This window comes from Streptomyces sp. NPDC017202 (assembly GCF_044331705.1).
GTDB lineage: Bacteria > Actinomycetota > Actinomycetes > Streptomycetales > Streptomycetaceae > Streptomyces.
Window position 1 is genome coordinate 116,074 of record NZ_JBIRNP010000017.1, and the last position, 26,504, is coordinate 142,577.

Below are 26,504 nucleotides of genomic sequence, written 5' to 3' on the forward strand. Positions count from 1 at the left end.
GCCGGTCCTCGTCCTGTCCGCGTCCTGTCCGCACTCCGGGAGTGGCCCGCTCCCCGGCGGGGGACGGAGCATGAAGCGGCCGTCGACGACGGCCGTTCCGTTCCGTTCCGTCCGGGAGAGGACCGCCACCGTGGCGCACATCGAACTCGACAACGATCAGCCCGGTATCCGGGGGCTGCTGGCGCACCGCCCCGACACCGCGGCGCCGCTCGGCCTGCTGGCCGAGACGCTGCTGCGCTCCCCCTCGTCGCTGTCGCGCGGCGAGCGGGAGCTGATCGCCGCCTACACCTCGCACCTCAACGCCACGCCCTACTGCGCCCGTTCGCACGGGGCGTTCGCCGCCGCGCAGCTGGAGGCGGGGCACGACCTCGTCGACGCCGTCCTCGCGGATCCGGACACCGCGCCGATCACGCCGCGGCTGCGGGCGCTGCTGAGGATCGCGGCGGAGGTGCGCGGGCCGGTGCGGCCCCTCACGCCCGGGACCGTCGCCGCCGCGAGGGCGGCGGGCGCCGACGACCGGCAGATCCACGACACCGTGCTGATCGCCGCCGCGTTCTGCATGTTCAACCGCTACGTCACCGGCCTGGACACCGAACTGCCCAGGGACCCGGGGTACTTCGACGAGGCGGCGAAACTGATCACGACCCGCGGGTACAGCGGCGGCTGACGGCCCCGGCCGCGCCGGCGCGGTCAGCCGCCGTCCAGCCACGCCGCGTGGAAGCCGTGCGGCACCGGGACCGGCAGCGGGACCACCGCGGCCGGGCGGCCCGTGAAGTCGGCGGTGTCGAGGACCATCAGCTCGCCGCGTCCGGTCCGGCCGTCGGTGACCATGCTCAGCAGCCAGCCGTCCCCCTCGGGCGCGCACGGCTCGCGCGGGACGAAGACGGCCTCGCCGGCCGTGCGGCCCGGGGGCAGCGCGTGGGTGTCGGTCCGGCCGGCGGCGAGGTCGTGGCGCAGCAGCGCCGGGCCGCCCAGCAGTTCGCCGCCGGACGGGTCGAGGGCGGTGGTGAAGGCGAAGCGGTGCCGGGTGCCGCGCACCCGGTCGTCGATCACCGGGGATTCCTGGACCGTGTCGGAGAGCTGTTCCTCGACGACCGTGCCCCCGAGCGCGTCCACCGTCCAGCGGACCAGGGTGGGGGGTGTCTCGCCGGGGCGGTGCGGGTCGCGGTCGAAGACGCGCGGGTGGCGGATGACGTCGACGACGATGTGCCGGCCCCTCTCGTAGGCGTTGACCGGGTGGAAGACGAAGCACGGCGGCAGTTCGACCCAGAGGATGTCGTCGGCTCCGCCGTCGCGCGGCAGCAGCCCCAGACGGGCGCCGTGGCCGTCGTTCCAGGCGTAGGGGACGCGGGAGCCCGCCGCCGCGGCGGCGGGGCTGAAGACCACGGGCAGGTCGTAGACGAGGGCGTGGCGTTCGGTGAGGGAGAACGCGTGCATCATCACCGGCCGCTTCAGCGGCAGGGGGACCGAGCGGCGCACCCTGCCGTGCACGTCGACCACGAGGTAGGCGGCGTAGGGCGGTTCGTGGGAGGTGGCGACCGCGTGCAGCTCGCCGGTGAGGGGGTCGTGCTGCGGGTGCGCCGCGAACCCGCCGGGCAGCGTTCCGTCGAAGTCGATGCGGGCGACCGTGTCGAGGCGGGCGTCGAGCTGCAGGGGGCGCGGGCCGCCGTCGCCGAGGGCGAGGGTGCGGCCGGCGTGGCGGACGATGTTGGCGTTGGCGTTGTCGTTGGGGCCGTGCCGGGGGCCGGGGGCGGGCAGTTCGCCGAGGATGCGGGCGGCGCGGTCGGTGCGCAGCCAGCGGTTGCGGTACCAGTGGGCGCGGCCGTCGCGCAGCCGCAGTGCGTGCACCATGCCGTCGCCCGCGAAGAGGTGCTCCTCGCGTCGTCGTAGCGGGCGGGGGCCGATGGTGAGGAAGGTGCCGTCCAGTGCCGGGGGGAGCGCGCCGAGGACGGGGGGCGCGGGGACGACCACCTCCCGGGCGGCGGGGGGAACGGCGGCGAGGTCGACCGGTTCGGATTTCGATGCGATCATCGTTCCGCCCTACGTAGCGTATCGTCGTTACGTAACATGGTTACGTAACAGGGTGTCGGACGACAGAGGGGGCGTCAAGAGTGAGTCCGCGACAGGCAAATCCGAGGCTCAGGGGCGATCTCGTGGAGGCCGCCGCGCGGCTGCTGGCCGACGAGGGGCCGCAGGCGCTGACGACCCGCCGGCTGGCGGCCGCGGTGGGTTCCTCGACCACCGCCGTCTACACCCACTTCGGCGGCATGGACGACCTGGTGCGGGCGATGGTGCACGAGGGGTTCGCCCGGCTCGACCGGCGGATGAGCGAGGTGAGCGCGAGCGGCGACCCCGTGGCCGACATCGCGGCGCTGGGGCTCGCCTACCGCGACAACGCGCGTGAGCACCGGCACCTGTACGGGGTGATGTTCGGCGGGGTGGGGTTCGGTGGGTTCCGCCTCACCGAGGAGGACCAGCAGCACGGCCGCTACACCCTCGAGCCCGTGGCCCGGGCGGTGGCGGCGGCGATGGCGGCGGGCCGCTTCCAGGAGGGCGACACGCGGCTGGTCGCCCATCAGATGTGGATCGCCCTGCACGGGCTGGTGACGCTGGAACTGGGCGGCTTCCTGGTGCGGCCCTACGACGCGGACCGCTGCTTCGCCGCGCAGGTGTACGGGCTGCTGGTGGGCGCGGGCGACGATCCCGCGCGGGCCCGGCGCTCCCTGGAAGGACTCGGCGTGCCCGTCGGGGCCGGGTGAGCGCGCGGGCCTGAACGCCGTCGGGCCGCGGCCGTCGCGAACGACGGCCGCGGCCCGCACCGGGTGTGGCTGCGTGCTCCCCTCTTCAGACGGCGAAGGGCGTCAGGCGGTGGAAGGCGCCTCCGTAGAACAGCAGGGCGTCGGTGTCCGGCCCGCGCCCCGCGTCGAGCACGGTGCCGAGCATGATGGAGTGGTCCCCGCCGTCGTACACCGCCTCCAGGCCGCACTCCAGCCAGGCCAGCGCACCCGACAGGACGGGGGCGCCGGTGCGGCGGCCCGGCTCGGTGTCCACCGCCTCGAACTCGCGCGCGCCGCGCGGTCGCCCGCGGTCGGCGAAGCGGCGCGCGATCGGCTCCTGCCCCGCGGCCAGGACGGACACCGCGAAGGCCTTCTCGTCCAGCACCAGGTCGTGCAGCGCCGCCGTGCGCAGCACGCACACCAGCACCAGCGGCGGGTCCAGCGAGACGGAGGTGAACGAGTTCGCCGTCATGCCCCTCGGCAGCTCCCGGCCGGCCGTCAGGACGGTGATGCCGGTCGCGAAGGAGCCGAGCACGCCCCGCAGTGCGCGGCGGTGGTTGTCCAGCAGCGCGGCCGGCGCCCCGTCCGGGGCGGGCGGGCGCGGGCCGTCCGCGCGGCCGTCGTCCATGCCCTCACCCCCCGCCCGCGGTCGCCGCGAGATGCCCGGGGGGCACGGAGCCGGACGCCGGGAGCGCGTACGGCTCCAGCGCGCGGCGCAGCGCCTCGGGCACCCGCGTCGGCCGGGTGTCGGTGTTGGGGCCGCGCATGCAGGCCACCCGCTGACGGCCCCGGGCGACCAGGTCCTCGGCTTCGGCTCCGTCCTCGCCGCGCAGCCGCACGTAGTCGAAGGTGAAGCCGATCTGGGTCTGCGTCAGGTCCTCCAGCCGCATCCGGACGGAGAGCTGGTCGAACGCGGTGATCTCGGCGAAGAAGTCGCAGCCCACCGAGAGCGTGAACAGCTTCAGGTCGCCCCGGATGTCCTCCAGCACCTGCGGAGCCCGGTCGCGCAGGAACATCTCCCGGCACCGGCCCTGCCAGCGCACGTAGTTGACGTAGTAGACGTTGCCCACCAGGTTGGTCTCCTCGAAGCCGACCAGGTGGCGCAGTTCGTAGTAGGGGCGTTGTGCGCCCATCGATGCCTCACCCCTCCTTCTCTGTCAGCACGGCGAACACCGCCGGCTGCGGCGCGCCGCGCAGGACGGCCGGGACGGTGGCGATCCGGGCCGCGCCGCAGCGCAGCACCACCCACCGGTCCGGGGCCCCGGGGCAGGCCTCCACGGTCAGCTCCACGTGCGCCCGGCCGTTCTTGCGCAGGCACTCGGTGGCGCCCCACACCCGGGTCGCGGCGAGCGACAGGTCCTCGCCGTGCTCGGCCGCGATCAGCCGGGCCAGCGCGAGACCGCCGGCGCCCAGCAGCCCCTCCCATTCGTGCGGGCCGTGCGCGCCGACGCTCTGCACGTCGCACGCGACCGGCCGCTCCCCCGCCACGGCCAGGGTGACGCCGGCGCCGTGGGAGGCGGAGACGTAGGGGCCGCCGTCCACCTCGGGACGCCCGTCGGGGCGGTGCCTGAGCGTGGCCGGGCGGCCGAGGGCCTGGCCGAGGGCGTGGGCGGTGCGGGCGCGCCGGGCGTCCCGGCCGCCGTCGGCGTCGTCGCCGTCCGGGTGGACGGCGATCCGTACCGGCGCGGGCAGCACCGCCTCGGCGCGGCGTTCCAGGTAGGGGCCGAGCAGCGCGGGCTCCCAGGGGCCGGAGCCGTCCAGCTTGCGGACGGCACGCAGCGTCAGGCCCGTCCAGCGCTCGACGAGCGTGCCCTGCCCGTCGCGCACGTCGAGGTCGTAGACGTAGGTGTCGCCGTCCCGGGAGCGTTCCACGGCGTGCAGGACCACCCGGCCGCCGCCGGCCGCGGTGACCGGGTCGGCGAGGTGCAGCCGCTCGATGCCGACCGGCAGCAGTGTCGCGTCCGGCACGCACGCCTGGAGGGAGTGCATCAGCGCGTCCCGCGTGCCGGGGTCGGCCAGCACCATGTCGGGTGAGAGGAACCCGGCGAACCAGGGCGCGGTGGCGGACGTGGAGATGTCCGCGACGCACCCCTTGGCCTCGAGGTGCCGGTAGCCCTCCAGGCGCTGGAAGCGGGCGCCCTGGAACAGCACCGGCCCGTACATGTCCCGTGCCGGGTCCAGCGCCGGGGGGACACCCTCGGGCGGGACCGGGCCGTGCGGCGGCTGCGGGCTCGGCCCGTAGCGCAGCACCGCGCGGAAGTGGTCGGCGCGGAAGTCGGTCTCGCTGCTGCGGATCACCGCGCGGACCGTGTCGGGGCCGGTGGCCAGCACGGCCACCCGCACGGTGGTCGTGCCGTCCGGCGGCACCGCCACCGGGCGCAGGAACTCGGCGTCCTCCAGGACGGGCACCGCGTCGGCGCCCGTGCGGCCGGTGAGCGCCGCGGCGGCCTGGGCCATGGCCTCCATGCCGAGCACCGCCGGCAGCAGCAGGGTGCCGTCGAGGAGGTGGTCGGCGAGGTAGGGGTCGGTGGCGGCGGACAACGCGGAGTCGGCCACGAGTTCGACACCGGGGTAGTGGGCCCGGACGTCCTCCACGAACCGCAGCAGCGGCAGTTCGCGCTCCTCCAGGGTGAGGGTGGGCAGGCCGCCGGCGCGGCCCATGACGACCAGGGTGTCGGGTGTGTCCGGGTCGGCCAGCACCTGGCGGAGCATCGCGACGCCCTCGTCGGCGGGGATCGGCTCGATGCCCTCGCGCAGCAGCGACTCGAGGACTCCGAGCCGCTCCCCCATCCCGGCGCCGGACCACACCGACCACTCCAGTGCGACGCAGCGGCAGCCGGGCAGGTCGCGGCGCAGCCGCGCGATCCGCTCCGTCAGCCAGTCGTTGGCGGTGGCGTAGTCGGCCTCGCCGCGCAGTCCGGCCCGGCCGATGATGCTGCCGAACGCGACGACCAGCCGCAGCTGTGCCGGGTCGAGGGCGGCCAGGACCGCCTCGAGACCGGCGATCTTGACGGCGAGGGTGCGGCGGAACGACGCCTCGTCGAGGTCGGCGAGCGCGCGCGGTTCGTTGCGTCCCGCGCCGTGCAGCACGGCGGTGACGGGACCGAGGCGTTCGCGGATCTCCTGCACGGCGGCCTTGGTGTCGCCGGCCGAGGTGACGTCGGCGCGGGCGTAGTGGAAGCGGACGCCCGAGGCCGCCATCCGGCCGAGGTTGGCGGCGAGCTCGCGGTCGGTCTCGGGGTCGGAGCGCCCGAGCAGGCCGATGGCGCAGCCGGCCTCCCGGGCGAGGGACAGCGCGCACTCGGCGGTGATGCCCTTGCCGCCGCCGGTGACCAGGAGGACGTCGGCGACGGTCAGCGGGACCCGGGCCGCGCCGTCGGCGCCGCCGGTGGGCGCGACGGGCGGCAGGGCCCGCAGCACCGGGACGCGGCGGACGCCCGCCGCGTCGTAGTGCACCTCGCTGAACCCGCCGGTCGCCGCGACGTCCGCGACGATGCGGCGCACCGGCCCCTCGGCGTCGGACAGGCTGTTGAGGGGGAGCGTGACCACGGTCGTGGCGACGGCGGGCGCCTCCAGGTGGAGCGTCTTGGCCAGCCCCGCGGCGCCGCGCCGGTCGCCGACCGCGACGAACCGGGCGGCGGGCGCGGTGGGGTGCAGGGCGGCGCGGGCGGCGGAGAGCATCAGCGCGGCGTGCTCGTCGTCGCAGTCGGCGGGCAGGCAGAGCAGCACACCCCGGCCGAGCCCGGCGTCGCGCAGCGCCGCCGCGAGCGGCCCGGCCAGCGGATGCCGGTCGGGGGCGAACACCGTCCACGGTGCGTCGCCGCCCGCGGCGGACCCGGCCGGCCCGGGCGGGCTCACCGGTCCGGCGGCAGGCTCCTGACCGGATGCGCCGGCGGGTCCGGCGGCCCGCGTCCGGCCGGGGGCAGCGGCGGGTTCGGCCTCGACCAGGTCGACCGCGAACGCGCGGACCCACGGCGCCACACCGGCCGCCGCCGTCGCGCGGTCCGCGTCGGACGGCAGGGCCGTGCCGGACAGTTCGTCCAGCAGGGTCGCCAGTTCGGACAGCGTGGACGTGGCGAACGCCGAGGTCGTGGCGATGGCCTCGACCCCCAGCTCGCGGGCGGCGTCGTTCATGATCTGGCCGACCGTGATCGAGCTGAGGTGCAGCTCGTCCAGCGGGTTGGTGTCCGGCGAGAGGGCCGAGGGCGGCAGCTCGGCCCGGGCCGCGGCGAGCCGCATCAGGAGGTCGAGCGTGCTCGCGCCGTCCTCGGCGACGTCCGCCGGAAAGGGCCCCGCGGCCGCGGCGGCGACCGGGTGCGTGCCGGTGTCCGCCGGGAGCGGCAGGTCCCCCTGCGGCGCGGACTCGCACGGGCTCGCCAGGAACCGGAACTCCTTGTCCAGCGGCAGCGGCCGGGTGAAGCGGTCCCGGAACAGCTCGTGGTGGCGCACCGGGGCGCCGAGCACCCAGGCCGCGGCCACTGCCTGGAGGAGTCCCGTCAGGGATCTGCCGTCGGTGTCGAGGGCGATCACCGCGGTGTCCGCCGACTGGGCGGCCAGGCCGCTCAGGATGCGTCCGGGGCCGACCTCCAGCAGCAGGTCGCTCTCGGCCGCCACGCCCCGCACCGCCTGCGTGAACCGCACGGGGGCGAGGACCTGACGGGTCAGCAGCTGCGCCACGTCGGTGTCCCGGGCCAGCGGTGCGCCGGTGACCGTGGAGACCACCCGCCGCTGCAGGGGCGCGAGCCGCTCCTGCGCCAGATGCGCGGCGAACGCGCGCGCCGCCGGGGCGACCGCGGCCGAGTGGAAGGCGTGGGAGACGTTGATGCGCTGGGCGCCGAGCCCCTGGGCGACGGCCCGTGCGCTCACCCGCTCGACGGCGGCGGCGGGCCCGGAGACCACGGTCTGGCGGGGGCCGTTGTAGCCGGCGATCACCACGGGCTCGCCGGCGAGCAGCGGCTCCACCGAGGTGGGGCCCGCGGCGATGCTCACCATCGCGCCCCCGCCGTCGCCGGCGGCGGCCATCACCCGGCCGCGGGCCGCCGCCATGCGCAGCAGTGCGGCCTCGTCCATGGCCCCGGCCCAGTGCAGGGCCGTCAGCTCGCCCAGGCTGTGGCCCGCGGCGGACGTGGCGGTGATGCCGAGCATCGCGAGCACGCGCAGCCCGGCCGCGGAGGCCGTGACGATGCGGGGCTGGGCGACCTCGGTGGCCACCTGGTCGCCGTCGGCCGGGAGGGCCTGGTCCCGGTACAGCTCGTCCACGGCGGCGAAGCGGGCGCGCAGCGCGCCTTGGTCGCCGCCGCGTCCGGCGCCCTGCCCGGGGAAGAGGAAACCGATGCGGGGCGGTGTGTCGCCACGGCGGCCGAGGAACAGCCCGTGGGCCGCGTCGACGGCGGTGCGCGCACCGTCGTCGATGCGGGCCAGCAGCTCGGTGAAGCGCTCCTGCGCCTGCTCGGGCGACGAGGCGACGACGGCGGCCCGGACGCCGCGGTCGGCCAGTTCGCCCTGCAGCGTGGCGGCCAGGTCGGCGAGTTCGGCGTAGGACAGGCGTGCGGCGAGGGCGGCGAGTTGGGCCAGCCGTCCGCGCAGTGCGGCGGTGTCGTCGGCGTCGACCAGGAGCAGCTCGCAGTCCTGCCGGGAGCGGACCAGGCGGACGGCGGACCGGGGCAGGGCGGTGCGGCGCACTCCGTCGGCGTGTTCGACGACGACGTGCGCGTTGATGCCGCCGAAGCCCATCGAGGAGACCCCGGCCCGCCGGGGGGCGCCGTCGGGCCATGCCTCGGCCCGGCGCGGCACCCGCAGCGCGGGGCGGTCGCCGAGCAGTTCGGGGTGCGGGTCGTGGTGGCCGGTGGCGGGGGGGATGATCTGGTGGCGCACCACCAGCAGCGCCTTGAGCAGGCCGGCGATGCCGGCCGCGGCCTTGGTGTGTCCCATGTTGCCCTTGACGGTGCCCAGGGCGGCGGGCGGCGCGTCCGGGGCGGCGGCCCGGCGGGCCTCGGACAGGGCGCGCAGTTCGGTGGCGTCGCCCACGGCGGTGCCGGTGCCGTGGCCCTCCAGGTAGGAGACGGTCTCCAGGCCGAACCCGGCGGAGCGGTAGGCGCGGTCGAGGGCGAGGCGGTGGCCGCTCGCCTCGGGGCGGGTGATGCCGCCGCGGCCGTCGGAGGACCAGCCCCAGCCGGCGATCAGCCCGTAACGGAAACGTTCCTGCTCTACGGCGTCCTCGTCCCGCATCAGCACCACGGCACCGCAGCCCTCGCCGGGCCAGAAGCCGTTGGAGCCGCGGTCGTAGACGCGCATCTCGCCGGTGGCCAGGGCCCCCGTCTTGGCGAAGCCGATCACCTCGAAGGGGTCGATGCTCAGATCCACGCCGCCGGCGATGGCCACGTCCCACTTGCCGGAGGTCAGCGCGTCGCACGCGGTGGCGACGGACAGCAGCGAGGAGGAGCAGGCGCCGTCGACGGTGAACCCGCCGCCGCCGAGGTCGAAGTGGTTGCAGATGCGTCCGGCGATGGTGTTGGCCAGGCCGCCGGCCAGGCTGTCCTCGTCGATCGGCGGGAAGGGCTGCTTGTAGCGCTGCTCCAGAGCGGCCAGGAACTCGGCCAGCTCCTTGTCCGGCCAGCCCTGTTCGCGCAGTGCCGCGCCGACCGTGCGGCGGACGTAGGGCCAGCGCAGCCGCATCAGGTTGGCGCGGCTGAACTCGCCGGTGAGGCTGTTGCCGAGGACGGCGCCGGTGGTGGCCGCCGGCAGGCCCGCGCCGTCGGGGAACCCGGCGTCCTGAAGGGCGCGCGCGACCGTGTCGAGCGCCAGCCAGTGCGTCATGTCGGTGGCGCGGAAGGTGCTGCCGGCGATCCGGTGCCGGACGCGGTCGAACTCGTAGCCCTCCAGGACGGCCGCCTTGCGTGCGTAGTGGCGGTCGGGAGCGGCGGGGTCGGGCGAGTAGTAGTCCTCGTGGCGCATCCGCTCGTCGGGCAGGCGGCGGAAGGCGCGCCGCCCGGCCAGGACGTTCTGCCACAGCTGTTCGGGCGTCTCGGCGTCGGGGTAGCGGCAGGCCATGCCGACGACGGCGATCCGCGGTCGTCGGCCTGTCATGCCGCCACCGCCCGGGTTCCCGTGGCGGTGTCCGCGGTCGCGGACGGCACGGCGGCGGTCCGCTCGCGTCGGCGCTGCCTGAGGTGGGCCGCCCACCAGCCGATGCCGCGCAGGGCGCACACGGCGGTGGTGGCGAAGAACAGTGTGTAGACGACGTTGAAGAGCATCATCACCCCGTAGACCATCGCGACCGACGCGCCGAACATGAACTGGTTGCGGGCCTTGGTCGGCGTGGTGCCCGGGTCGCTGATCATGTAGTTGGTGAAGAGGACGAAGGCGACGCCGCTCATCGCGCCGACCGCCGAGTACACCGCGACGTCCCAGACGAAGTGGCGGATCACGCCCTGGATGGCGAACCCGCCGAGCCAGCCGACGATCAGCGCGACGCGCTTGGTGAGGATGGCGTTGATGACGGTGCCCGCGGTCGCGATGATCAGCGGGATGGCCATCCGGAAGAAATTGTTGGCGTTCTCCGTGAACTGGTACGGCGGCGCGATGCTGAACCAGGAGCCGAAGCAGAGCAGCGAGACGGTGATGCCGAAGTTCGACGGGTTCATGAAGTGCCGCATCCGGCCCGCGATCGGCGCCTGGAACACGTGCTTGCCGCCGACGCCGACGACCACGCCGAACAGGATCGGCAGGAACAGGTCGTTGCCGTAGGTGAGCATCGACACGGCCAGCGAGGTGATGTGGGCGGGCAGCAGGAACTCGTACACTCCGCGCACGCCGCGGCCGCGGAAGCGCGGGGCGCGCCGGTAGGCCCAGGCGGTGATCAGTTCGAGTGCGATCTCGGTGGTGTAGCCGCAGAGCACGGCCAGGACCGGCCACAGCCACGGCTGCTCGAAGCCGAGCAGGGTGTAGCCGAAGACGTTGAAGACGCTGATGGAGATGGCGAAGTTGCGCAGTGCGAGATAGCGCGGGTCGGGTTTGCCGGCCGGGCGCGGCGCGCCGGCCTGCGGTGCCTGCCCCGCGGTGGGCTGGGTAACCGTCGCGGTCATGTGCTCGGTACCTCCTGCGCGTCACCGGTGAGCATGAGGGTGTGGGTTCCGGGGTCGATGCGGCGTTGTTGCTGGTGGACCTTGCCGTCGGCGTCGCGCCAGCGGATGTCCAGGTCGACCGGTCCGTCGTGGGAGCCGAGTCCGAAGCGGACCTCGAAGCTGCGGAAGCCGCTGTGGCCGCTGCCGCCGTCGAGCTGTGCGATCTCGGTGCCGTCGGGCGTGGTGGCGCGGACGGTGGCGTTGTAGGCGGGGGCGCCGGCGCCGGACAGGCCGTCGTCGGAGCCCTTGGCGGCCGGGTCCTGGGAGGGCCGCACCAGGTTCAGGGTGAGGTGGTTGCCCAGCTTCGGGGAGGTGTTGCAGTAGAAGGCGGGCGGGCCCCACTGCCGGGCCACGGCGAGGTCCAGTGCGCCGGTGCCGGTGGTGTCGCCGGTTGCCAGGGCGCGGGTCGGGGTGGGCACCGCGAGGCCGAGCTGCTCGCTGATGTTGGCGAACCTGCCGTCGTCGGTGCGGGCGTAGAACGCCAGTTTGTCGTCGCCCGCGATGTCGTCGCCCGGCTGCACGTTCGGCCACATGGCGGGGTTGGACAGCAGGAGGTCGTTGGCCATGGCCATCTCCTGCAGCCACGGCCAGCGGTCGATCTCGCCCTTGACGAAGCCGTCGGTCTGGACGACGTCCTGGTGGCCGGAGTTGCGGAAGTCGCCCATCTTGACGTCCCAGTTCCAGCCGGTCCACGCCAGGCCGTACTCGCGGGCCTCCTGGGTGAAGGGGGCCACGCCGTCGGCGAGTTCGCGGGCCATCTCCGCTTCGTTCGAGGTGCGGTTCTTCCAGACGAAGTTGGACTCCTCCAGGCCCCACGCCGAGGTGATGTTGCTGACCATCATGTCGAAGCGGCCGGTGCGGTCCAGGTCGCCGAAGTCGACGCCCATGCCCTTGAAGGAGCCCTGGCCGAGCACGAACGACTTGGGTGTGGTGGGGGTGCGCCGCCCGACGGCCTCGGTGAACCGGATCTGTCCGGGACGGGAGCGGTTGTACAGCAGGTGGTCGTGGCCGAAGTCGTTGGCGATGTACAGCTCCGGCAGGACGTCGCCGGTCAGGTCGGCTCCCGCGATGGCGAGGGTCCAGCCCGTGGCGGCGTCGTACGGGACGGCCTTGGAGTCCTCGGTGTAGTGAGCGGTGGGCTCGGTGCCGGAGGTGGCGGCCGTCCAGCGCAGCACGTGGTCGCCGCCGGCGTTCTCGGCGCGCGACAGCGAGTTGTTCATCGTGACGTTCTTCAGGCCGTGGGGGTCCAGGACGTCGGAGTCGGGGAAGTAGTTGCCGATGACGATGTCCGGGTGGCCGTCGCCGTCCAGGTCGCTGACGTGCACGGCGTCGGTGTTCCAGCGCGGGCCGTGGTAGCGGCCGTCGCGGGACTGGAAGGGCACCAGTTCGCGCGGCGCGTAGGCGCCGGGCGAGGGGGTGCGCGCGTCGGAGCGGGCCAGGAAGAGGATCGGGGTGCGTCCCCAGTAGCTGACCAGGATGTCCATGCGGGCGTCCGCGTTGAAGTCGCCGAAGGTGCAGCCGGTGGGCGCCATGGTGTCGTCCACCGGCAGCGGCGCGGCGTCGAGGAGGAACGGCGTGAACCGGTCGTCCTTTCCTGCCGTGGGCGTGTACGTCACCGTGACCTGGTCGGTGCGGGTGTCGACGATGCACATGCCGGAGGGCCGGCCGTTTCCGGTGACGTCGTTGATCGCGATGCTCGCGCCCACCGAGGAGATCCAGGAACGGATCTTCTCGTAGGCGGGGTTGACGGTGCGCACGGTGCGTTTGGGCAGCTTGTCGTAGCCCGGCGGCATGGCGATGGGCATTTCCTTGAAACGGTAGTCGGCGGCCGCCTTCGTGCCGTCGGGAGCGGCGACTGATTCCCGGGTCGCGAAGAACAGTGTTGCCGCGATGAGAACCGTCACCAGCCCCGGCACAAGCCTGCGAATCCGCTGGCTGTACGCCACGATGCTCCCCCCTCTCTCTGGTGGATGTCAGGGTCGGCGTGCGAATCGAGATGTGATTCCACAGCTACGATCCGGGATTGCCGTGCGGTCGGCATCTCCCGGCTTGCTAGCCGGGAGATGCGCACGTCAGTGCAGTCGGCAAGCTCGAAGAAGCGGGGCGGGCGGGCCGTCGGGAAAATCCTCGGCCACGGCCCGCGACTCGTCACTGACGGCCTTTTGATTACGGTCTGTGGAATCGGCCGGGATTCCGTTCGTATGCTCTCGGGGCGTCAATTCCCGCGCGCCCCCGGAATGCGGCCCCGGTGGTTTTCGGTGTTCCGTGGTGCGGCGGGGGCCGTGTCATCCGGTTTCGGGTGGCACGGCCCCGCCGGGCGACGGGCCGTGCTCAGCGGGCCGGCGCGGCGAACTGACCGGGTTTGCGCCCGGGTCCGGCCGGGCCCCGGTAGGCCTGGGCGATGTCGAGCCACCGGTCGGCGTCCGGTCCGGAGGCGGTGAGCGCGAGGTCGTCGCGGTGCCGGCGCCGGGTGGCGAGCAGGCAGAGGTCGACGGCGGGTCCGGTGATCCGCTGCCGGGCGTCGGGCGCGCCGAGCGTCCAGACCTCGCCCGAGGGTGCCGTCAGCTCGAAGCGGAAGCCCTCGTCCGGCTCCGGCAGGCCGTGGGACTGGTAGCCGAACTGCCAGGTGATCGCGGTGAATTCGGCGACGTGGCGGATCCGGTCGGTGTGCTCGCGGGTGACGTCGAGCGCGTCGGCGATGTCCTGGCCGTGCGCGAACATCTCCATCATGCCCGCCGCCGCCAGCACCGCCGCCGGGATGGGCCGCACCAGCCACGGCACCAGCTGTGCCGGGGGCACCGCGTTCAGCGCCCGCTCGGTCGCCGCCCGCTGCGTTTGCCAGGCGTGCAGCAACTGCTTGCCGTCCAGGGGCAGATACGGTGTGAGCCCGTTCTGGACGGCCGCGTCGAAGTTCGAGACGCCGGCGAGGAACTCCGAGAACGCGGCGGGGTCCCCCGCCGCCTTCTCGGCCATGCCGAACACCATGGTCAGATGGCCGACCTGGTGGCGGACCGTCCATCCCTCGGCCGGTGTCGGCCGCGCCCACCCGGCCTCGTCGAGATCCACGAGCAGGGCGTCGAGGGCGTCGCCCTCCGCCACCAGATCGCCGTAGGGGTCCCTGTGCTGTGTCATGTCTCGTCCTCTCTCCCGGGCGGCTTGTCGCGGGGCCCAGTCTCGGGCGAGACGGCGCGCGTCCCCTTCTTCGACCGTGCTGTGGGGGCGCGGCCCCCTGGGAGGCGCAACCGCGAAGAAGCACCGCTGTCCCCTGGGTGCCGATGATGGTGTGGCCGTCGAGTCGTTCGTGGAGGCAAACGTGGCGAGGACTGTGAGATCACTGCGGCGCACGCTGCTCGCCCCCGAACTGGCCGAGGTGTCGTTCGCCCGGCGGGGCTTCCCGCCGCTGCCCGCCGACAGTCCCGCCGCCCGCCTCCAGGACGTGCCGCGCGCCGTCGTGTGCGGCTTCGAGTGGGCGATCGAGGCGCGCGGCATCGAGGAGATCACGCAGCGCCTGGACCTGCTGGACCCCGAGCAGCGCGGCTTCGGCTACGAGGGCGCCACCATGGCGCTCACCGTGCTGGACGCGATGGGCCGCGGCCATCGCACCCGGGACCTGCTGGAGGGCCCCGGCCGCCCGCACATCCTGCTGGCCTACATCGGCATCGGCTTCGCCATGGCGCGGCTGCCGCGCGTGCTGTGGGGCAGGGTGCTGCCCGATCTCACCGGCCAGCCCCTGCACCCGGTGATGAGCTGGCTCGCGGTGGACGGCTACGGGTTCGACCTGGCCTATTTCCACACCCGCCGCTGGGTCGACGAGCAGCGGGTGCCCGCGAGCCATCCGTGGCAGGGCGCGCCCGACTACTTCCCGCGCGCCGTGGACCAGGGCATCGGCCGCGCCCTGTGGTTCATCCACGGCGCCCGGCCCGAGCGCGTCGACGCCGCGATCCGCGCGTTCGCCGGGCACCGGCAGGCGGACCTGTGGAGCGGCGCCGGGCTGGCCTGCGTGTTCGCCGGCGGCTGCGGCGCGGACACGTTCGCCGACCTGCGGCGGCTGGCCGGCCGGCACGCGCCGGAGCTGGCGCAGGGAGCGGTGTTCGCGGCCCGGGCCCGCGAACTCGCCGGGTACGTGCCGCAGCACACGGCCGTGGCGACGCGGGCCCTGACCGGTCTCTCGGTCGAGGCGGCCGTGGCGCTCGCCGACGACAGCGCCCCGCCGGGGACCGGGCCGGGCCCGGTGCCGGCCTACGAACACTGGCGGCGCGCGATCCGTGCTCACTTCCGTCCCGAGGTGGCCGCCCGCCGATAGCACCCCGGCGCACGCCCAGGGACAGCCGACAAGAAGGGGAGTTCCATGCCGAGCACCATGGGCAGGCTGCGGCGCCGGTTGCTGACGCCGAGCGTGACCGAGACCCTGCTGGAGACGCGCGGCTTCCACCGGAAGACGCCCGAGGCGCAGAAGCTGCTGGAGACGGTCGGCAGCCGGTTCCTGGAGGGGTACGGCCATGCCGTGGCCGCCCGCAGCACGGCCGAGGCGGAGGAGCGCCTGGAGGCGGTCCCGGAGCGGTTCCGCGGCTTCGCCTACGAGGGGGCGGGCATGGGGTACGCCGTCCTCGACGGGCTGCCGGGCGGGGGCGGCGGGCGCGTCGAGCGCCTGCTGGCCGGCCGTGGCGGCGCTCACGTGTACATGGTGTACGTCGGCATCGGCTGGGCGATGGCCCGGCTGCCGCGTTTTCGGTGGGCGGACGTCGACTCGCTCGATCCGCTGCTGCGCTGGCTGGTTCTCGACGGGTACGGCTTCCACCAGGCGTACTTCCGCACCGACAGGTACGTGCACCACAAGTACCGGGAGGAGCGGTTCCCGTGGCCCGCGCACGACTTCCCGTCCTACGCCGGGCAGGCGATCGACCAGGGCATCGGCCGTGCCCTGTGGTTCGTGTGCGGCACCGACGCCGGCCTCGTCGCGTCGACCATCGAGGGCTTCCCCGAGGAGCGCCGCTCGGACCTGTACAGCGGCGCGGGGCTCGCGGCCACGTACGCCGGGGGGTGCGACAGGGAGGAGCTGGCGCTGCTGCGGGAGCAGGCGGGGCCCCATCAGGGGGCGCTGGCGCAGGGCAGCGCGTTCGCCGCGGAGGCGCGGCTGCGCGCCGGGCTGCTGGTGGCGCACACCGCGTCGGCCACCGAGGTGCTGTGCGGCATGGGGCCGCAGGAGGCCGCCCGCATCACCCAGGACGTCCGCCCGCGCGAGGTGGGGGCGGGATCGGGGTCCCTGCCGGCGTACGAACTGTGGCGGCGGGCGATCGCCGAGCGGATCGCCGCGGGGACGGGACGCCGGTGAGCGCCTTGACGCGTACGGACCGGCGGGTGCCCCCGTCGCCGCCGCTGCGTGCCGTGCCGTTGCTGCTGCGGCAGCTGGCCGGGGACCGCCTGGCGATGGTGACCGCCGCCGCCGGGTACGGGGACGCGGTGCGGCTCTCCCTCGGCCCGAAGACGCTGTACTTCTTCAACCATCCCGACCACGCCAAGCACGTGCTGGCCGACAACGCCGCCAACTACCACAAGGGCATCGGCCTGACGCAGGCCCGGCGCGCCCTCGGTGACGGTCTGCTGACCAGCGAGGGCGATCTGTGGCGCCGGCAGCGCAAGGTCATCCAGCCCGCCTTCCAGCACCGGCGGATCGCCCAGCAGGCGGGGGCGGTCGCCGAGGAGGCGGCCGCGCTGGTCGGGCGGCTGCGCCGGTACGAGGGGCGCGGCCCGGTGAACCTGACGCGGGAGCTGACGGGGCTGACGCTGGGTGTGCTGGGCCGCACGCTGCTGGACACGGGCCTGGAGGAGTTCGCCGACCTCGGCCATGCCTTCGAGGCCGTCCAGGAGCAGGCCATGTTCGAGATGGTCACCATGGGCGCGGTGCCGATGTGGATCCCGCTGCCGCACCAGATGCGCTTCCGGCGGGCCCGGGGGCGTCTGCAGCGGGTGGTCGAGCAACTGGCGGCGGAGCGGGTCGCGCGGGACGCGGCCGGGCAGGGGGAGGACGCCCTGTCCCGGCTGATCGCCTCGGTGCGCGCGGAGCCCGACCCGCGGGTCGGTGACCGGCGGCTGCGGGACGAGCTGATCACCCTGCTGCTGGCCGGCCACGAGACGACCGCCTCGACGCTCGGCTGGGCCTGCTACCTGATCGACCGTCATCCCGAGGTGTGGGACACACTGCACCAGGAGGCGGTGGAGGTGCTGGGCGACCGGCTTCCGCGGTACGAGGATCTGCGCGAGCTGAGGTACACGGCCATGGTGGTCGAGGAGGCCATGCGGCTGTATCCGCCGGTGTGGATCCTGCCCCGGCAGGCGCAGGCCGCCGACGAGATCGGCGGTTACCGCGTGCCGGCCGGCGCGGATGTGCTGATCTGCCCCTACACCCTGCACCGGCACCCCGACTTCTGGGACGCGCCGGGCCAGTTCCGGCCCGAGCGCTTCACGCCCGGGGAGCGGGGGGAGCGGCCGCGCTACGCGCACATCCCGTTCGGCGCGGGTCCGCGGGTGTGTGTCGGCAGCAGTCTGGGGCTGATGGAGGCCGTGTTCGCGGTGGCGCTGCTGTGCCGCGAGCTTCGCCTGGAGAAGGTGGCCGGTCTTCGGGTGTCCCCGGAGCCGATGCTGTCGCTCGGCGTGCGCGGCGGGCTGCGGGTGACGGTCCGTACGGTGCGCTGACGCGGACCGCGCCGGGGCATGCGCCGGGTGCGATGGAGTCGCTCCACCGCACCCGGCCGGTCACCCGGCCGCCTTCACCAGATGGGCGGTGAAGGTGCCCGACCGCACCCGCTGCAGTGCCATCAGCACCGGCGGGTCCAGCACGCTCACCTCGCGCAGCCGGAAGTCGATGCGGTGGCGGGCCGCTCGGGAGCCCATCTCCAGGGGGCCGATGGAACCGACGTGAACCGCCTGGTCGTCGGTCAGCGCCTCACGGGCGGAGGCCGGTACCGAGTGGCCCAGCAGGTACCAGGCGCCCATGGGCACGTCTCTTATCTCGAACGGGCCCTGCCGGCTCAGCACGGCGCAGCCGACGGGTTTTCCCTCCGGCACCCGGGTGGGGAAAAGGCCGAGATATATGAGACCCGGGTCGGCTCCCACCGGGGCGCTCACCGCACCGTATATCGACCCTCCGGACCCGCCGCCTTCCGCGGCGTTCACCTTGCGTACGAAGCCGCCTAATCGGCGGTATGCCGAAGGCGGCAGACCGACGCTGCTCGCAAAACGCGAACTGAATGTGCCGACGCTGCTGTAACCGACCATGGAACTGATCTCCGTCACGGTCATGTCGGTGGTCAGCAGGAGGCGCTTGGCCTCCTGGATCCGTAACGCGGAGAGAAAACGCCGGGGCGAGATTCCGGTGATACGTTGGAACTCCCGCGAGAAGTGGAACTTGCTGTACATGGCGAAGCGCGCCATGTCATCAATGTTCAGTGGCTCCGAGAGCCTTCTCTTCATGTCTTCGATCGACCGTTCCACCGCCCTCTCGATCCCCGTCATGGCGCACCCTGTACTAGCCATTTGCCCTCCGAAGCCGAGACGAAATGCCGATGGACAGAACCTGGGCCGGTGGCGCTCGCAGCGACCGGCTTCGAAACGTAAGCGGATCCGCCGAACGTCATTATTAGCGGCCCCTCTGGGTCCTAACAAGAAGGCCGGTGATGTTTGGCCGGTACATGCTGCGGGAATATACCGCCGCTTTGGCCGGGGCCGGGCCGACAGCAATGACAGAGATGCCCCCGCCACGCGGACCGTGGACGATCGACAGCAGCACAGCACCCGCTGGAATCAAATTCCACCCACAGGATGCTTAGACGTCCCACAGGCCGAAAAGGTACAGCGATGCGACTGGATCAAGCAGCCCCGAAACAGGACACAATCAGCACTCTGGAGGCCTTCGCCGACACCATAGTCCCGGGGGAGAAGCGAAATCCGGACGACCACGCGGTCGCCGGCGCCGTCTCCGGCCCCGGCGCCGTCGCGGCGGGCGCCCTGGAACTGCTGCAGAACCCCGCCACCGGCCTGGCCGAGTCGCTGGACGATTTCGCCGACGCGCTGAACGGCCACGCCCTGGCCCTCGCCGACCGGCGCGCGCACTCCCCCGCCCCCGGGGTGCCCCCGTTCGTGGCCCTGTCCTTCGCCGACCGCACCGCCCTGGTGACCGCGCTGACGGCGCCCGGCCACCCCGAGCGCGACCTGTGGGTCAGTCTCGCCCTGTTCAGCAACATGGCCTTCGACACCGGCGCCCATCTGCACACCGTCGAGGCGATGGCCGCGGGGCATCCGGGACTGGCCGCCATGGGCTTCGCCGCCCCGGACCCCGACGGGCTGTGGCGCTTTCCCGAGTTCTCCTACGGGCGTCCGCTGGCCCGTCTCCACCCCGACACCGCGCCTTCCGGGAGCCTGGCATGAACGGCACCGAACGCACCGACGTCCTCGTGGTGGGCAGCGGCTTCGGCGGCGCCATCGCCGCGTACCACCTCGCGGCGGGCGGCGCGAAGGTCACCGTTCTCGAGCGCGGGCCGTGGCTGGAATCGGCTGACTTCGAGCACGACTTCCTCCTCGGCTCCTCCTACACCCGCATCTTCGACTTCGTCGTCGGCGACGGCATGAGTCTGCTCGGCGGCAACTGCGTCGGCGGCGGCAGCGTCGTCTACTTCGCGGCGATGCCCCGTGCGCCGCGCTTCGTCTTCGAGCGCACCGGCAGCATCGGCCGCCGGATGTGGCCCCGCGCCATCGACCGCGACACCCTGGACCCCTGGTACGACGTGGTCAGCGACGCCCTGCCGGTCACCACCCAGAGCTGGCAGGACGTCACCTACGCCGGCGGGCTGTTCGCCGCGGCCTGCGACCACGCCGGGCGGACCGCCAACCCCGTGCCCACCGCCATCGACACCGCGAAGTGCACCAACTGCAACTGGATGATGGCCGGCTGCCGGTTCGACGCGAAGCGGTCGCTGCTGCTGAACTACCTGCCCGCCGCACTGGCCCACGGAGCCGAGATCCGGCCACTGCACGAGGTGCAAAAGCTCACCCGCACCGACGACGGCGGCTACCGGGTGCACTACAACGTCATCGACGACACCGACTACCGGGTGCCCACCGCCGGCGGCACCATCGACGCCAAGATCGTCGTCCTGGCCGCGGGCGCCGGCGCCACCCCCGTCATCCTGCAGCGCTCCGCCGCCGACCTCGGCGCCATGCCGCACGCCGTCGGCCGGTACTTCTCCGGCAACGGTGAACGGCTCAACACCGCCGTCGTCGACGAGGACCGCGCCCGCGACCTGCTCGGCCTCGACCGCGGCGACGGCACCGCCTACCTCGCCAACCAGATCGGCAAGGGACCGGTCGTGGCGAGCTGGGACAACCTCGACGGGCGGCTGCCCGAGCACTCCCGGTTCTCCCTGGAGCAGTTGTACTTCCCGCCCGGCTTCGGCACCATCCTCGCCCAGGTGCCCGACGCCCAGGGACCCACGTGGTTCGGCGTGGAGAAGACCGAGCTCGTCCGGCGCTGGCGCTCGTGGCTGACGATCTTCACGATGGTGGAGGACGACAACGAGGGCGTCTTCGGTCCGCCGCCGCCCACCGGGAACGCGGTGCGGATCTCGCAGCAGATGCTCGGCCGCGGGCCGATCCAGTACCGCCCGACCGCCAACACCCTGCGCGGCTGGGCCGAGTCGGACGCCGTCGTCAAGGACATCCTGGAGCGGGACGGACTGTCCCGTGTGATGCCGTGGACCAACGACGTGGTGGGCGCCTACACGGTCCACCCGCTCGCCTCCGCCCGCATCGGCGACGACCCCCACACCTCCGCCCTCGACGACCGGCACGAACTGCGCGGCCACCCCGGCATCTTCGTGACGGACGGCGCCGCGGTGCCGGGTGCCCTCACCGTCAACCCGGCGCTCACCATCTCCGCCCTGGCCGAACGCGCCATGCCGGGAATCGTCCAGGCGGCCCGCGAACGCGGCGTCGACGTCACCTACGGCGCCCCCACCCCGGACGGCGACACCGCGGGCCGGCGCGGCGTGCGCACACAGCTCCCCTATCTCGCACGCGACTAGGGCGTGTTTCGAAAGTGGCGTCGTCTGCCCGAAGGGCAGGCCCGGCGGCGTCCGGCGCGTGCGGTCGCAAGGCGGAGGGTCGCCCCGATACCGGTGGTATCGGGGCGATCCCGACAACGCGGCTGGGGGTGCCCCCTCCGGCGGAGTGCGTGCCAGGCGTCGCCGGGCTGGGGGCACCCCCTCCGGGGGAGGGACTTTCGCAACACGCCCTGGCCGGGGCCCTGTCCGGCGGATCGGGCCGGCCGTGAGCAACGGCGTCCCGGCCGGCCGGCGCTCACCCGGCGGGACCAGGAAGGCAACAGGAAAAGGGAGAAGAGATCGATGCCGAACCCGCTCGTCCGCCCGGCCGCGCGACGGTCGCTCTCACACGTGCGATACGTACGGCGCGTGCCGCCCGCCGCCGCGACGGGTGTGGTCGCGGCCGTCTACGAGGAGGTCGAGCGGGACTTCGGCATGCTCGCCCCGCCGGTCGCGCTGCACGCCCCCGCCCCGCCGCTGCTGGCCGCCGCGTGGACGATGCTCCGCGAGACGCTCGTGGCCACGGGAGAGCTGGAGCGCGCCCGCAAGGAGGCCGTGGCGACCGCGGTCTCCCGGGCCAACTCCTGCCCGTACTGCGTCCACGTCCACGCGACGACCCTGAGCACCCTGGTGCCCGGCACGCCGGCGCACGGCCCGGCGGCCGGGCTCGACGCCGCGCCGGCCCGAAGCGGGGGCCCCACCGTTTCGCAGGACGGGTTGCGCGGGCTCGCCCTGTGGGCCGAGGGGGCAGGGGCCGGGCGGCCGCCCGGCCCGCGGGAACTGCCCGAGGCCCTCGGTGTGGCCGTGACCTTCCATTACCTCAACCGCATGGTGAACGTGTTCCTGGGCCCGCAGCCGCTGCCCGCCCGGCTTCCCTCCCCCGCCCGGCGCACCGCCTCGCGCCTGCTCGCCCGGGCACTGGGCGAGAGCGCCCGGGCCTACCGGGAGCCGGGCCGCTCCCTGGACCTGCTGCCGGCCGCTCCCCTCCCGGCCGGCCTCGAGTGGGCCCGGGACACCCCCACCGTCGCCGGCGCGTTCGCCCGCGCGGCCGCAGCCGTCTCGGCCGCGGCCGAAGGGGTCGTCCCGGCCTGCGTCCGCTCGCTCCTCGACGCGGAGTTGGCCGACTGGGACGGCGGCCACAAGGGGCTCGGCCTGGGCTGGCTCGACACCGCGCTGACGGCGCTGCCCCCGGGCGACCGTGCCGTGGGCCGGCTCGCCCTGCTCACGGCCTGCGCCTCGTACCGGGTGGACGACAGCGTCGTCACCCCGGTGCGGCGAAGCGGGGCCGACGACGGCGACCTGGTGGCGCTGGTCGCCTGGTCGGCGTTCACCGCCGCGCTGCGCGCGGGCACCCTGCTCGCCCGCTCCCCGCAACCGGCCCGGGCAGTCCCCCCGGCGCACCCTGACGCGTGAGGGCCACGGGCCGGACGCCGGGCGGTGTGCCCGCACCGTTGCGAGGAGGATCCCCTGCTCATCGCGGAGCTCTCACGTGTCACCGGCGTTCCCGTCCCGACGGTCAAGTTCTACCTGCGTGAGGGGCTCCTGGCGCCGGGACGGCTCGTCAGCCGCACGCGCGCGCACTACGACGACACGCACGTGCACCGGCTGCTGCTGATCCGTGCGCTGCTGAAGGTCGGCGGCCTCTCCCTGAGCGCCGTGCGCGACGTGCTCGCCGCGGTCGACGGCCAGGACCCCGCATCGGCGCGCCGTCCCCGCGCGGGCCGGGACGGGACGCCTCCCGCCGCCGCGGGGGCGCCCGCGTCCCGCAGCGCCGACGCCCTTGTGGCAGCGGCGCGGCGGCAGGGCTGGCACGTGTCCCCGCGCAGTGCGGAGTTCACCGCCGCCGTCGGCGTGCTGGACACGCTGCGCGAGCTGGGCCACGGCGATTTCGCCGACCGGCTGGACGACTACGCGGAGGCAGCCGGCAGGGCCGCCCGCGCGGACCTGAAAGCGCTCCACCAAAGCGGTGACGAGGCCGCCGTGCGCGAAAGGATCGCCGTCGGCGACGTCCTGGGGGAACGGCTCCTGGCCGCGCTGCGCACACTGGCCCTCAGCTGTTCCAGGGAGCGGTGGGGAACCAGATGTAGTCGAACCTGCCGAGGATGCGCACCGTCCAGTAGATGAGGGTGAAGAAACCGGTGACCAGGAACGCCGAGCCGGTCAGCGTCGCCGCCCGGCCCGGCCTGGCGGCCAGCCAGCGCTGAAGCCGCCCGCCCGCTCCGTAGGACAGCGCGATGAACAGCACCGCCATGACGAGCACGTTGCCGAGGGACTGCAGGGTGAAGGCGGCCGCGCCGTACAGCGGGTCGTGCGTGATCGCGGCGTGCCGGAACAGGCTGCGGAACAGCGGGTAGGGCCGCCCGATCAGGAACGCGCCGACCAGCACGCCCATCAGCACCAGCGGCGCGTTGCGCGAGCGCCGGGAGGCGGCGGCCAGCGGATCCCTGATCACTCCCAGGGCGGCCAGGCCGAGGACGATCATGACGAGCCCGACGGAGCCGAAGGTGATCATCGCCTGGGCGATCCGGGGGGTGATGCCGCCGCCGGCGGGCCTGGCGGTGGAGAACTGCGGCATGTGGGTGCCGGCCAGGCCCACGATCACTCCGTAGAGGGCGGACACCGGGATCATGCCGACGGCCATCCAGCCAAGCGGCTCGACGGTGTGCCGCAACCGCTGCCGTCGCGACTCCTGCTGCCCCACCAGCGGCCCCACCGCGCCGAAGACGGCGATGTTGCACGCGGTGAACGACCCGGCCAGGCCGGTGACGAAGGCGAAGACCACCCCGGCGGCGACGCCGCTGATCGGAGTGGTCTGCGGGTTGTGCCCCAGCAGCGTGTCGGCGGTGTTGAACCCGATCTCGTGGTCCACGAACTCGGCGGACCAGGCGTAGGCGGCCAGGAGACCGCCGGCCAGGCTGAGCAGTACGATCAGCCCCCGCCGGCGCGGGAAGCTGCCGGGGACGAACAAGGACGTTCTGCGGGTCTCGGTGGGTGCCGGTGCCGCGACCGTCTCACTCATGCGGTGTCCTCCTGCCTGCTGGCGCGGGAAGTCGCGCTTGCCGAGTGTGGGGCACCGTCGGGGCGGGCGCTTCTTCCGGCTTGCTCTGCGCACCGCGCACACCAGCGCTTTCCGGCCGGTTGCCGACGCCCTCCCCCGCCGCACCCGGCCCGCGTCACCGGCCCGCCGCACCCGGCCCGCGTCACCGGCCCGCCGCACCCGGCCGGCGTCACCGGCCGGCAGCGGCGTGCCGGCGGCCCGGGCGGGTTTCGCACGGCGGCGGCCCTGCGAAACCCAGGACAAGACCCGCCGGGCCTTCGCGGCCTCGACCGCCCGGCGGCGCGGGCGCCCGGACGACGGCCGGCTCGACGGGCCGGGCCGGGCCGTCCCCGGCGCCGGGCGCGGACGGCACCGCCGTGGCCGTTTCCCCCGGGGCGGGCTCCCGCCCCCGGCCCCAGGGGGGAAGCGCAGGGGTGGGAGCGCCGCCTGCGTCCCGCGCCCGGCAGGCGGGCGGGGGGGCGCCGGCCCCGGTGGCGCACACGTGCGCCGGACGCGGGCAAGGGGCCAGGCCTGCGGCGGCCGCGGCCGCGGCGGTGGCGGGGACGGGCAGGGCCGCAGGGGCCCGGGGCTCGTGGTCGTGCTCAGCGGTGTTCGGGGTTGTCCATGCCCGGGCGGCAGCCCGCGTCCCACTGCGAGCGCTGGTTGCCGTGGGCGGGGATGCCGCCGGTGCGTTTGAGCAGGGCCGCCAGGTGCATCAGGTTCCAGGTCATGAAGCTGGTGTTGCGGTTGGTGAAGTCGTTCTCCGGGCCTCCCGAGCCGGGGTCCAGGTAGGACGGGCCGGGTCCCACGGCGCCGATCCACCCCGCGTCGGCCTGCGGCGCGATGGTGTACCCGAGGTGCTGGAGGCTGTAGAGGACGTTCATGGCGCAGTGCTTGACGCCGTCCTCGTTACCGGTGATGAGGCAGCCGCCGACGCGTCCGTAATAGGCGTACTGGCCGGCGGCGTTGAGGAGAGCGGAGCAGGCGTAGAGCCGCTCGATGATCCGCTTGGTGACCGAGCTGTTGTCGCCCAGCCAGATGGGTCCGGCCAGCACGAGGATGTCCGCGGCCATCACCCGCTCGTACAGGGCGGGCCAGGCGTCCGTGGCGTATCCGTGCTCGGTCATGTCGGGGTGGACGCCGGGGGCGATGTCGTGATCGACGGCACGGATCTCGTCCGTGCTCACCCCGCACGCGTCCATGATCGCGCGGCTCTTGTCGATGAGGCCCTGCGTGTGGCTGAGCCGAGGGGACGGCTTGAGCGTGCAGTTGACGAAGAGCGCGCGCAGGTCGTCGAAGCGGTAGTCGTCCCCACGTGGCGCGGGCGGTGCTGCCATGGCGGACTCCCGGAAGGAGAGGGGGCAGGGGCGCGGGACGGGCCGCATCTGCGCGCCGTCCCGGCGGCAGCTTCTCGCTAAACGCGCTCGTTGTCCGCGCGACGCACCGGCGCGCGGGGCTTCGCGGCGGCCGGGCACACGTGTCCCTGCCGGCTCACCGGCCGCGGGCCGCCGTCAGCGGCGGTCCGGCCCGGAACGGCCGTTGCGGCGGCGCGGTCGCCCCGCCTCACCGGCCGCGGGGCCCGGCCGCGCAGTCGTCCGGCGGCCGGGCGCGGGCGTCGCGTTCGGGCGGGCGGGGCCCCCTCCTGCCGTCCCCCGGCCGATGACGGCGCCGGGCGCGGGCCGCGGGCCATGACGAAAAGCCCCCCGTGCCTCACCTTCGCAGCGGGGTGCCCGTGCCCGTGGCGCCCGCTCCGCAGCGGGCGGAGCGGGCGCCACGGGCGTCACGGGGGCGCGGCGGGCGTGGTGGGCGTGGTGGGCGGCGGGGCCCGTGGGGGTCAGCGGGCCGTGCCGAAGTCCTGCGTCCAGTAGTCGCCGGGCTGCGCCAGTCCCACGCCGATCTCCTTGAAGGCGCAGTCCAGGATGTTGTGTCTGTGGCCGGCGCTGGCCATCCAGCCCGCCATGACCTGCTCGGGCGTGGAGTACCCGTACGCGACGTTCTCGCCGTAGGTGCTCCAGAGGTAGCCCGCGCGCGTGATCCGCCGGCCCGGGTCGGACCCGTCGGAGCCGGTGTGGGACATGGTGTGGTGGCTCGCCATGTCCGCGCTGTGGGCCCGGGCGGCCTGCGCGAGCTTCGCGTTCGGGGTGACCGGGGAGCAACCGGCCTTGGCGCGCTCGCTGTTGACCAGGGCGACCACGCGGGTGACGGCGTCGGAGGCGGGGGTCGCCGTGCCGGCGGCGGGGGCCGTGCCGGCGGGCGGCCTGGGTGCGGCGGTCGTCGCCGAGGGGGGCGGGGCGGGCGGCCTGGGTGCGGCGGTCGTCGCCGGGGCGGGCGGGGCGGGTGTCCCGGCGGCGGGCGCCTGGGGCCGGTCCGGGGCGGGTGCCGCGGTGGCGGGAGGGGTCGTCGGCGAGACCGAGGCCGAGGGCGAGGGCGTGGCCGTGGGCTTCGCGGTCCGCGCGTCCCGCCCCCGGTGTCC

Annotated in this window: 20 protein-coding genes; 9 read left to right on the forward strand and 11 right to left on the reverse strand. The window is 74.3% G+C overall.

Annotation, left to right across the window (positions count from 1 at the left end):
* Positions 1–130: 130 nt before the first annotated feature.
* Positions 131–667, forward strand: a complete 537-nt coding sequence (locus ACH4N1_RS27090; RefSeq protein ID WP_398100920.1) for a carboxymuconolactone decarboxylase family protein — start codon at positions 131–133, stop codon at positions 665–667.
* A gap of 23 nt (positions 668–690) precedes the next feature.
* Here the strand turns inward: ACH4N1_RS27090 and ACH4N1_RS27095 are convergent, their stop codons facing one another.
* Positions 691–2,031, reverse strand: a complete 1,341-nt coding sequence (locus tag ACH4N1_RS27095; protein ID WP_398100922.1) for a carotenoid oxygenase family protein — start codon at positions 2,029–2,031, stop codon at positions 691–693.
* A gap of 122 nt (positions 2,032–2,153) precedes the next feature.
* On the opposite strand from ACH4N1_RS27095, the gene ACH4N1_RS27100 reads away from it, so the two are divergent.
* A complete protein-coding gene (locus tag ACH4N1_RS27100; protein WP_398100924.1) occupies positions 2,154–2,759 on the forward strand; it encodes a TetR/AcrR family transcriptional regulator in 606 nt (201 codons plus the stop codon).
* An 85-nt stretch (positions 2,760–2,844) separates the two neighbouring features.
* On the opposite strand, the gene ACH4N1_RS27105 is transcribed toward ACH4N1_RS27100, so the two are convergent.
* The 6 genes from ACH4N1_RS27105 to ACH4N1_RS27130 all read right to left on the reverse strand — a co-directional run bounded on the left by ACH4N1_RS27105 (position 2,845) and on the right by ACH4N1_RS27130 (position 14,032).
* Complete coding sequence (locus tag ACH4N1_RS27105) at positions 2,845–3,405, reverse strand: flavin reductase family protein (RefSeq protein WP_398100926.1); 561 nt, start codon at positions 3,403–3,405, stop codon at positions 2,845–2,847.
* Between the two features lie 4 nt (positions 3,406–3,409).
* A complete protein-coding gene (locus tag ACH4N1_RS27110; RefSeq protein WP_398100928.1) occupies positions 3,410–3,910 on the reverse strand; it encodes an acyl-CoA thioesterase in 501 nt (166 codons plus the stop codon).
* A 7-nt stretch (positions 3,911–3,917) separates the two neighbouring features.
* On the reverse strand, positions 3,918–9,863 hold the full coding sequence (locus ACH4N1_RS27115; RefSeq protein WP_398100930.1) for a type I polyketide synthase: 5,946 nt from the start codon (positions 9,861–9,863) through the stop codon (positions 3,918–3,920).
* On the reverse strand, positions 9,860–10,861 hold the full coding sequence (locus ACH4N1_RS27120) for a hypothetical protein (protein WP_398100932.1): 1,002 nt from the start codon (positions 10,859–10,861) through the stop codon (positions 9,860–9,862). Before ACH4N1_RS27120 ends, ACH4N1_RS27115 begins: the two co-directional genes overlap by 4 nt.
* Positions 10,858–12,804, reverse strand: a complete 1,947-nt coding sequence (locus tag ACH4N1_RS27125) for a CRTAC1 family protein (RefSeq protein ID WP_398100934.1) — start codon at positions 12,802–12,804, stop codon at positions 10,858–10,860. The genes ACH4N1_RS27120 and ACH4N1_RS27125 overlap by 4 nt, the downstream gene beginning before the upstream one ends.
* Before the next feature lie 427 nt (positions 12,805–13,231).
* Positions 13,232–14,032, reverse strand: a complete 801-nt coding sequence (locus ACH4N1_RS27130) for a TIGR03084 family metal-binding protein (RefSeq protein ID WP_398100936.1) — start codon at positions 14,030–14,032, stop codon at positions 13,232–13,234.
* A 181-nt stretch (positions 14,033–14,213) separates the two neighbouring features.
* On the opposite strand from ACH4N1_RS27130, the gene ACH4N1_RS27135 reads away from it, so the two are divergent.
* The 3 genes from ACH4N1_RS27135 (at position 14,214) to ACH4N1_RS27145 (ending at position 17,593) form a co-directional block, all read left to right on the forward strand.
* The gene (locus ACH4N1_RS27135) at positions 14,214–15,203 is read left to right on the forward strand and encodes a DUF1702 family protein (protein WP_398100938.1); all 990 of its coding nucleotides are present in this window, start codon (positions 14,214–14,216) and stop codon (positions 15,201–15,203) included.
* A gap of 45 nt (positions 15,204–15,248) precedes the next feature.
* Positions 15,249–16,232, forward strand: coding sequence for a DUF1702 family protein (locus ACH4N1_RS27140; RefSeq protein WP_398100940.1), 984 nt, complete (start codon positions 15,249–15,251; stop codon positions 16,230–16,232).
* A gap of 95 nt (positions 16,233–16,327) precedes the next feature.
* Positions 16,328–17,593 carry a cytochrome P450 gene (locus tag ACH4N1_RS27145; protein WP_398100966.1) on the forward strand — a complete coding sequence of 422 codons (1,266 nt, stop codon included), beginning with the start codon at positions 16,328–16,330 and terminating at the stop codon, positions 17,591–17,593.
* A gap of 60 nt (positions 17,594–17,653) precedes the next feature.
* On the opposite strand, the gene ACH4N1_RS27150 is transcribed toward ACH4N1_RS27145, so the two are convergent.
* Positions 17,654–18,412: a helix-turn-helix transcriptional regulator gene (locus tag ACH4N1_RS27150; RefSeq protein ID WP_398100942.1), complete on the reverse strand. Its 759-nt coding sequence runs from the start codon at positions 18,410–18,412 to the stop codon at positions 17,654–17,656.
* A gap of 342 nt (positions 18,413–18,754) precedes the next feature.
* Here ACH4N1_RS27150 and ACH4N1_RS27155 point away from each other — a divergent pair, with 342 nt between their 5' ends.
* From ACH4N1_RS27155 to ACH4N1_RS27170, 4 genes are all read left to right on the forward strand, one after another.
* Positions 18,755–19,324, forward strand: coding sequence for a DUF5987 family protein (locus ACH4N1_RS27155; protein ID WP_398100944.1), 570 nt, complete (start codon positions 18,755–18,757; stop codon positions 19,322–19,324).
* The gene (locus ACH4N1_RS27160) at positions 19,321–20,976 is read left to right on the forward strand and encodes an FAD-dependent oxidoreductase (RefSeq protein ID WP_398100946.1); all 1,656 of its coding nucleotides are present in this window, start codon (positions 19,321–19,323) and stop codon (positions 20,974–20,976) included. The genes ACH4N1_RS27155 and ACH4N1_RS27160 overlap by 4 nt, the downstream gene beginning before the upstream one ends.
* Positions 20,977–21,345: 369 nt before the next feature.
* Entirely contained in the window at positions 21,346–22,407 is a 1,062-nt protein-coding gene (locus ACH4N1_RS27165) for a carboxymuconolactone decarboxylase family protein (protein ID WP_398100948.1), read from the forward strand.
* A 24-nt stretch (positions 22,408–22,431) separates the two neighbouring features.
* Positions 22,432–23,118 carry a MerR family transcriptional regulator gene (locus tag ACH4N1_RS27170; RefSeq protein WP_398100950.1) on the forward strand — a complete coding sequence of 229 codons (687 nt, stop codon included), beginning with the start codon at positions 22,432–22,434 and terminating at the stop codon, positions 23,116–23,118.
* On the opposite strand, the gene ACH4N1_RS27175 is transcribed toward ACH4N1_RS27170, so the two are convergent.
* The 3 genes from ACH4N1_RS27175 to ACH4N1_RS27185 form a co-directional block, all read right to left on the reverse strand.
* Positions 23,045–24,013 carry a hypothetical protein gene (locus ACH4N1_RS27175; protein WP_398100952.1) on the reverse strand — a complete coding sequence of 323 codons (969 nt, stop codon included), beginning with the start codon at positions 24,011–24,013 and terminating at the stop codon, positions 23,045–23,047. The two genes, ACH4N1_RS27170 and ACH4N1_RS27175, sit on opposite strands and share 74 nt — an antisense overlap.
* Before the next feature lie 620 nt (positions 24,014–24,633).
* Positions 24,634–25,368 carry a flavodoxin family protein gene (locus tag ACH4N1_RS27180; RefSeq protein ID WP_398100954.1) on the reverse strand — a complete coding sequence of 245 codons (735 nt, stop codon included), beginning with the start codon at positions 25,366–25,368 and terminating at the stop codon, positions 24,634–24,636.
* Positions 25,369–25,865: 497 nt separating this feature from the next.
* Positions 25,866–26,504, reverse strand: a 639-nt coding sequence (locus ACH4N1_RS27185) for a CAP domain-containing protein (RefSeq protein ID WP_398100956.1), incomplete at its 5' end; no start/stop codon positions are given.

Bases quoted from the DNA above. Each gene is read 5' to 3' on its own strand.
- ACH4N1_RS27105 (WP_398100926.1), bottom strand. From the start codon at position 3,405: ATGGACGACGGCCGCGCGGACGGCCCGCGCCCGCCCGCCCCGGACGGG.
- ACH4N1_RS27145 (WP_398100966.1), top strand. From the start codon at position 16,328: ATGGTGACCGCCGCCGCCGGGTACGGGGACGCGGTGCGGCTCTCCCTC.
- ACH4N1_RS27115 (WP_398100930.1), bottom strand. From the start codon at position 9,863: ATGACAGGCCGACGACCGCGGATCGCCGTCGTCGGCATGGCCTGCCGC.
- ACH4N1_RS27120 (WP_398100932.1), bottom strand. From the start codon at position 10,861: ATGACCGCGACGGTTACCCAGCCCACCGCGGGGCAGGCACCGCAGGCC.
- ACH4N1_RS27160 (WP_398100946.1), top strand. From the start codon at position 19,321: ATGAACGGCACCGAACGCACCGACGTCCTCGTGGTGGGCAGCGGCTTC.
- ACH4N1_RS27180 (WP_398100954.1), bottom strand. From the start codon at position 25,368: ATGGCAGCACCGCCCGCGCCACGTGGGGACGACTACCGCTTCGACGAC.
- ACH4N1_RS27175 (WP_398100952.1), bottom strand. From the start codon at position 24,013: ATGAGTGAGACGGTCGCGGCACCGGCACCCACCGAGACCCGCAGAACG.
- ACH4N1_RS27140 (WP_398100940.1), top strand. From the start codon at position 15,249: ATGCCGAGCACCATGGGCAGGCTGCGGCGCCGGTTGCTGACGCCGAGC.
- ACH4N1_RS27110 (WP_398100928.1), bottom strand. From the start codon at position 3,910: ATGGGCGCACAACGCCCCTACTACGAACTGCGCCACCTGGTCGGCTTC.
- ACH4N1_RS27150 (WP_398100942.1), bottom strand. From the start codon at position 18,412: ATGACGGGGATCGAGAGGGCGGTGGAACGGTCGATCGAAGACATGAAG.
- ACH4N1_RS27155 (WP_398100944.1), top strand. From the start codon at position 18,755: ATGCGACTGGATCAAGCAGCCCCGAAACAGGACACAATCAGCACTCTG.
- ACH4N1_RS27095 (WP_398100922.1), bottom strand. From the start codon at position 2,031: ATGATCGCATCGAAATCCGAACCGGTCGACCTCGCCGCCGTTCCCCCC.
- ACH4N1_RS27130 (WP_398100936.1), bottom strand. From the start codon at position 14,032: ATGACACAGCACAGGGACCCCTACGGCGATCTGGTGGCGGAGGGCGAC.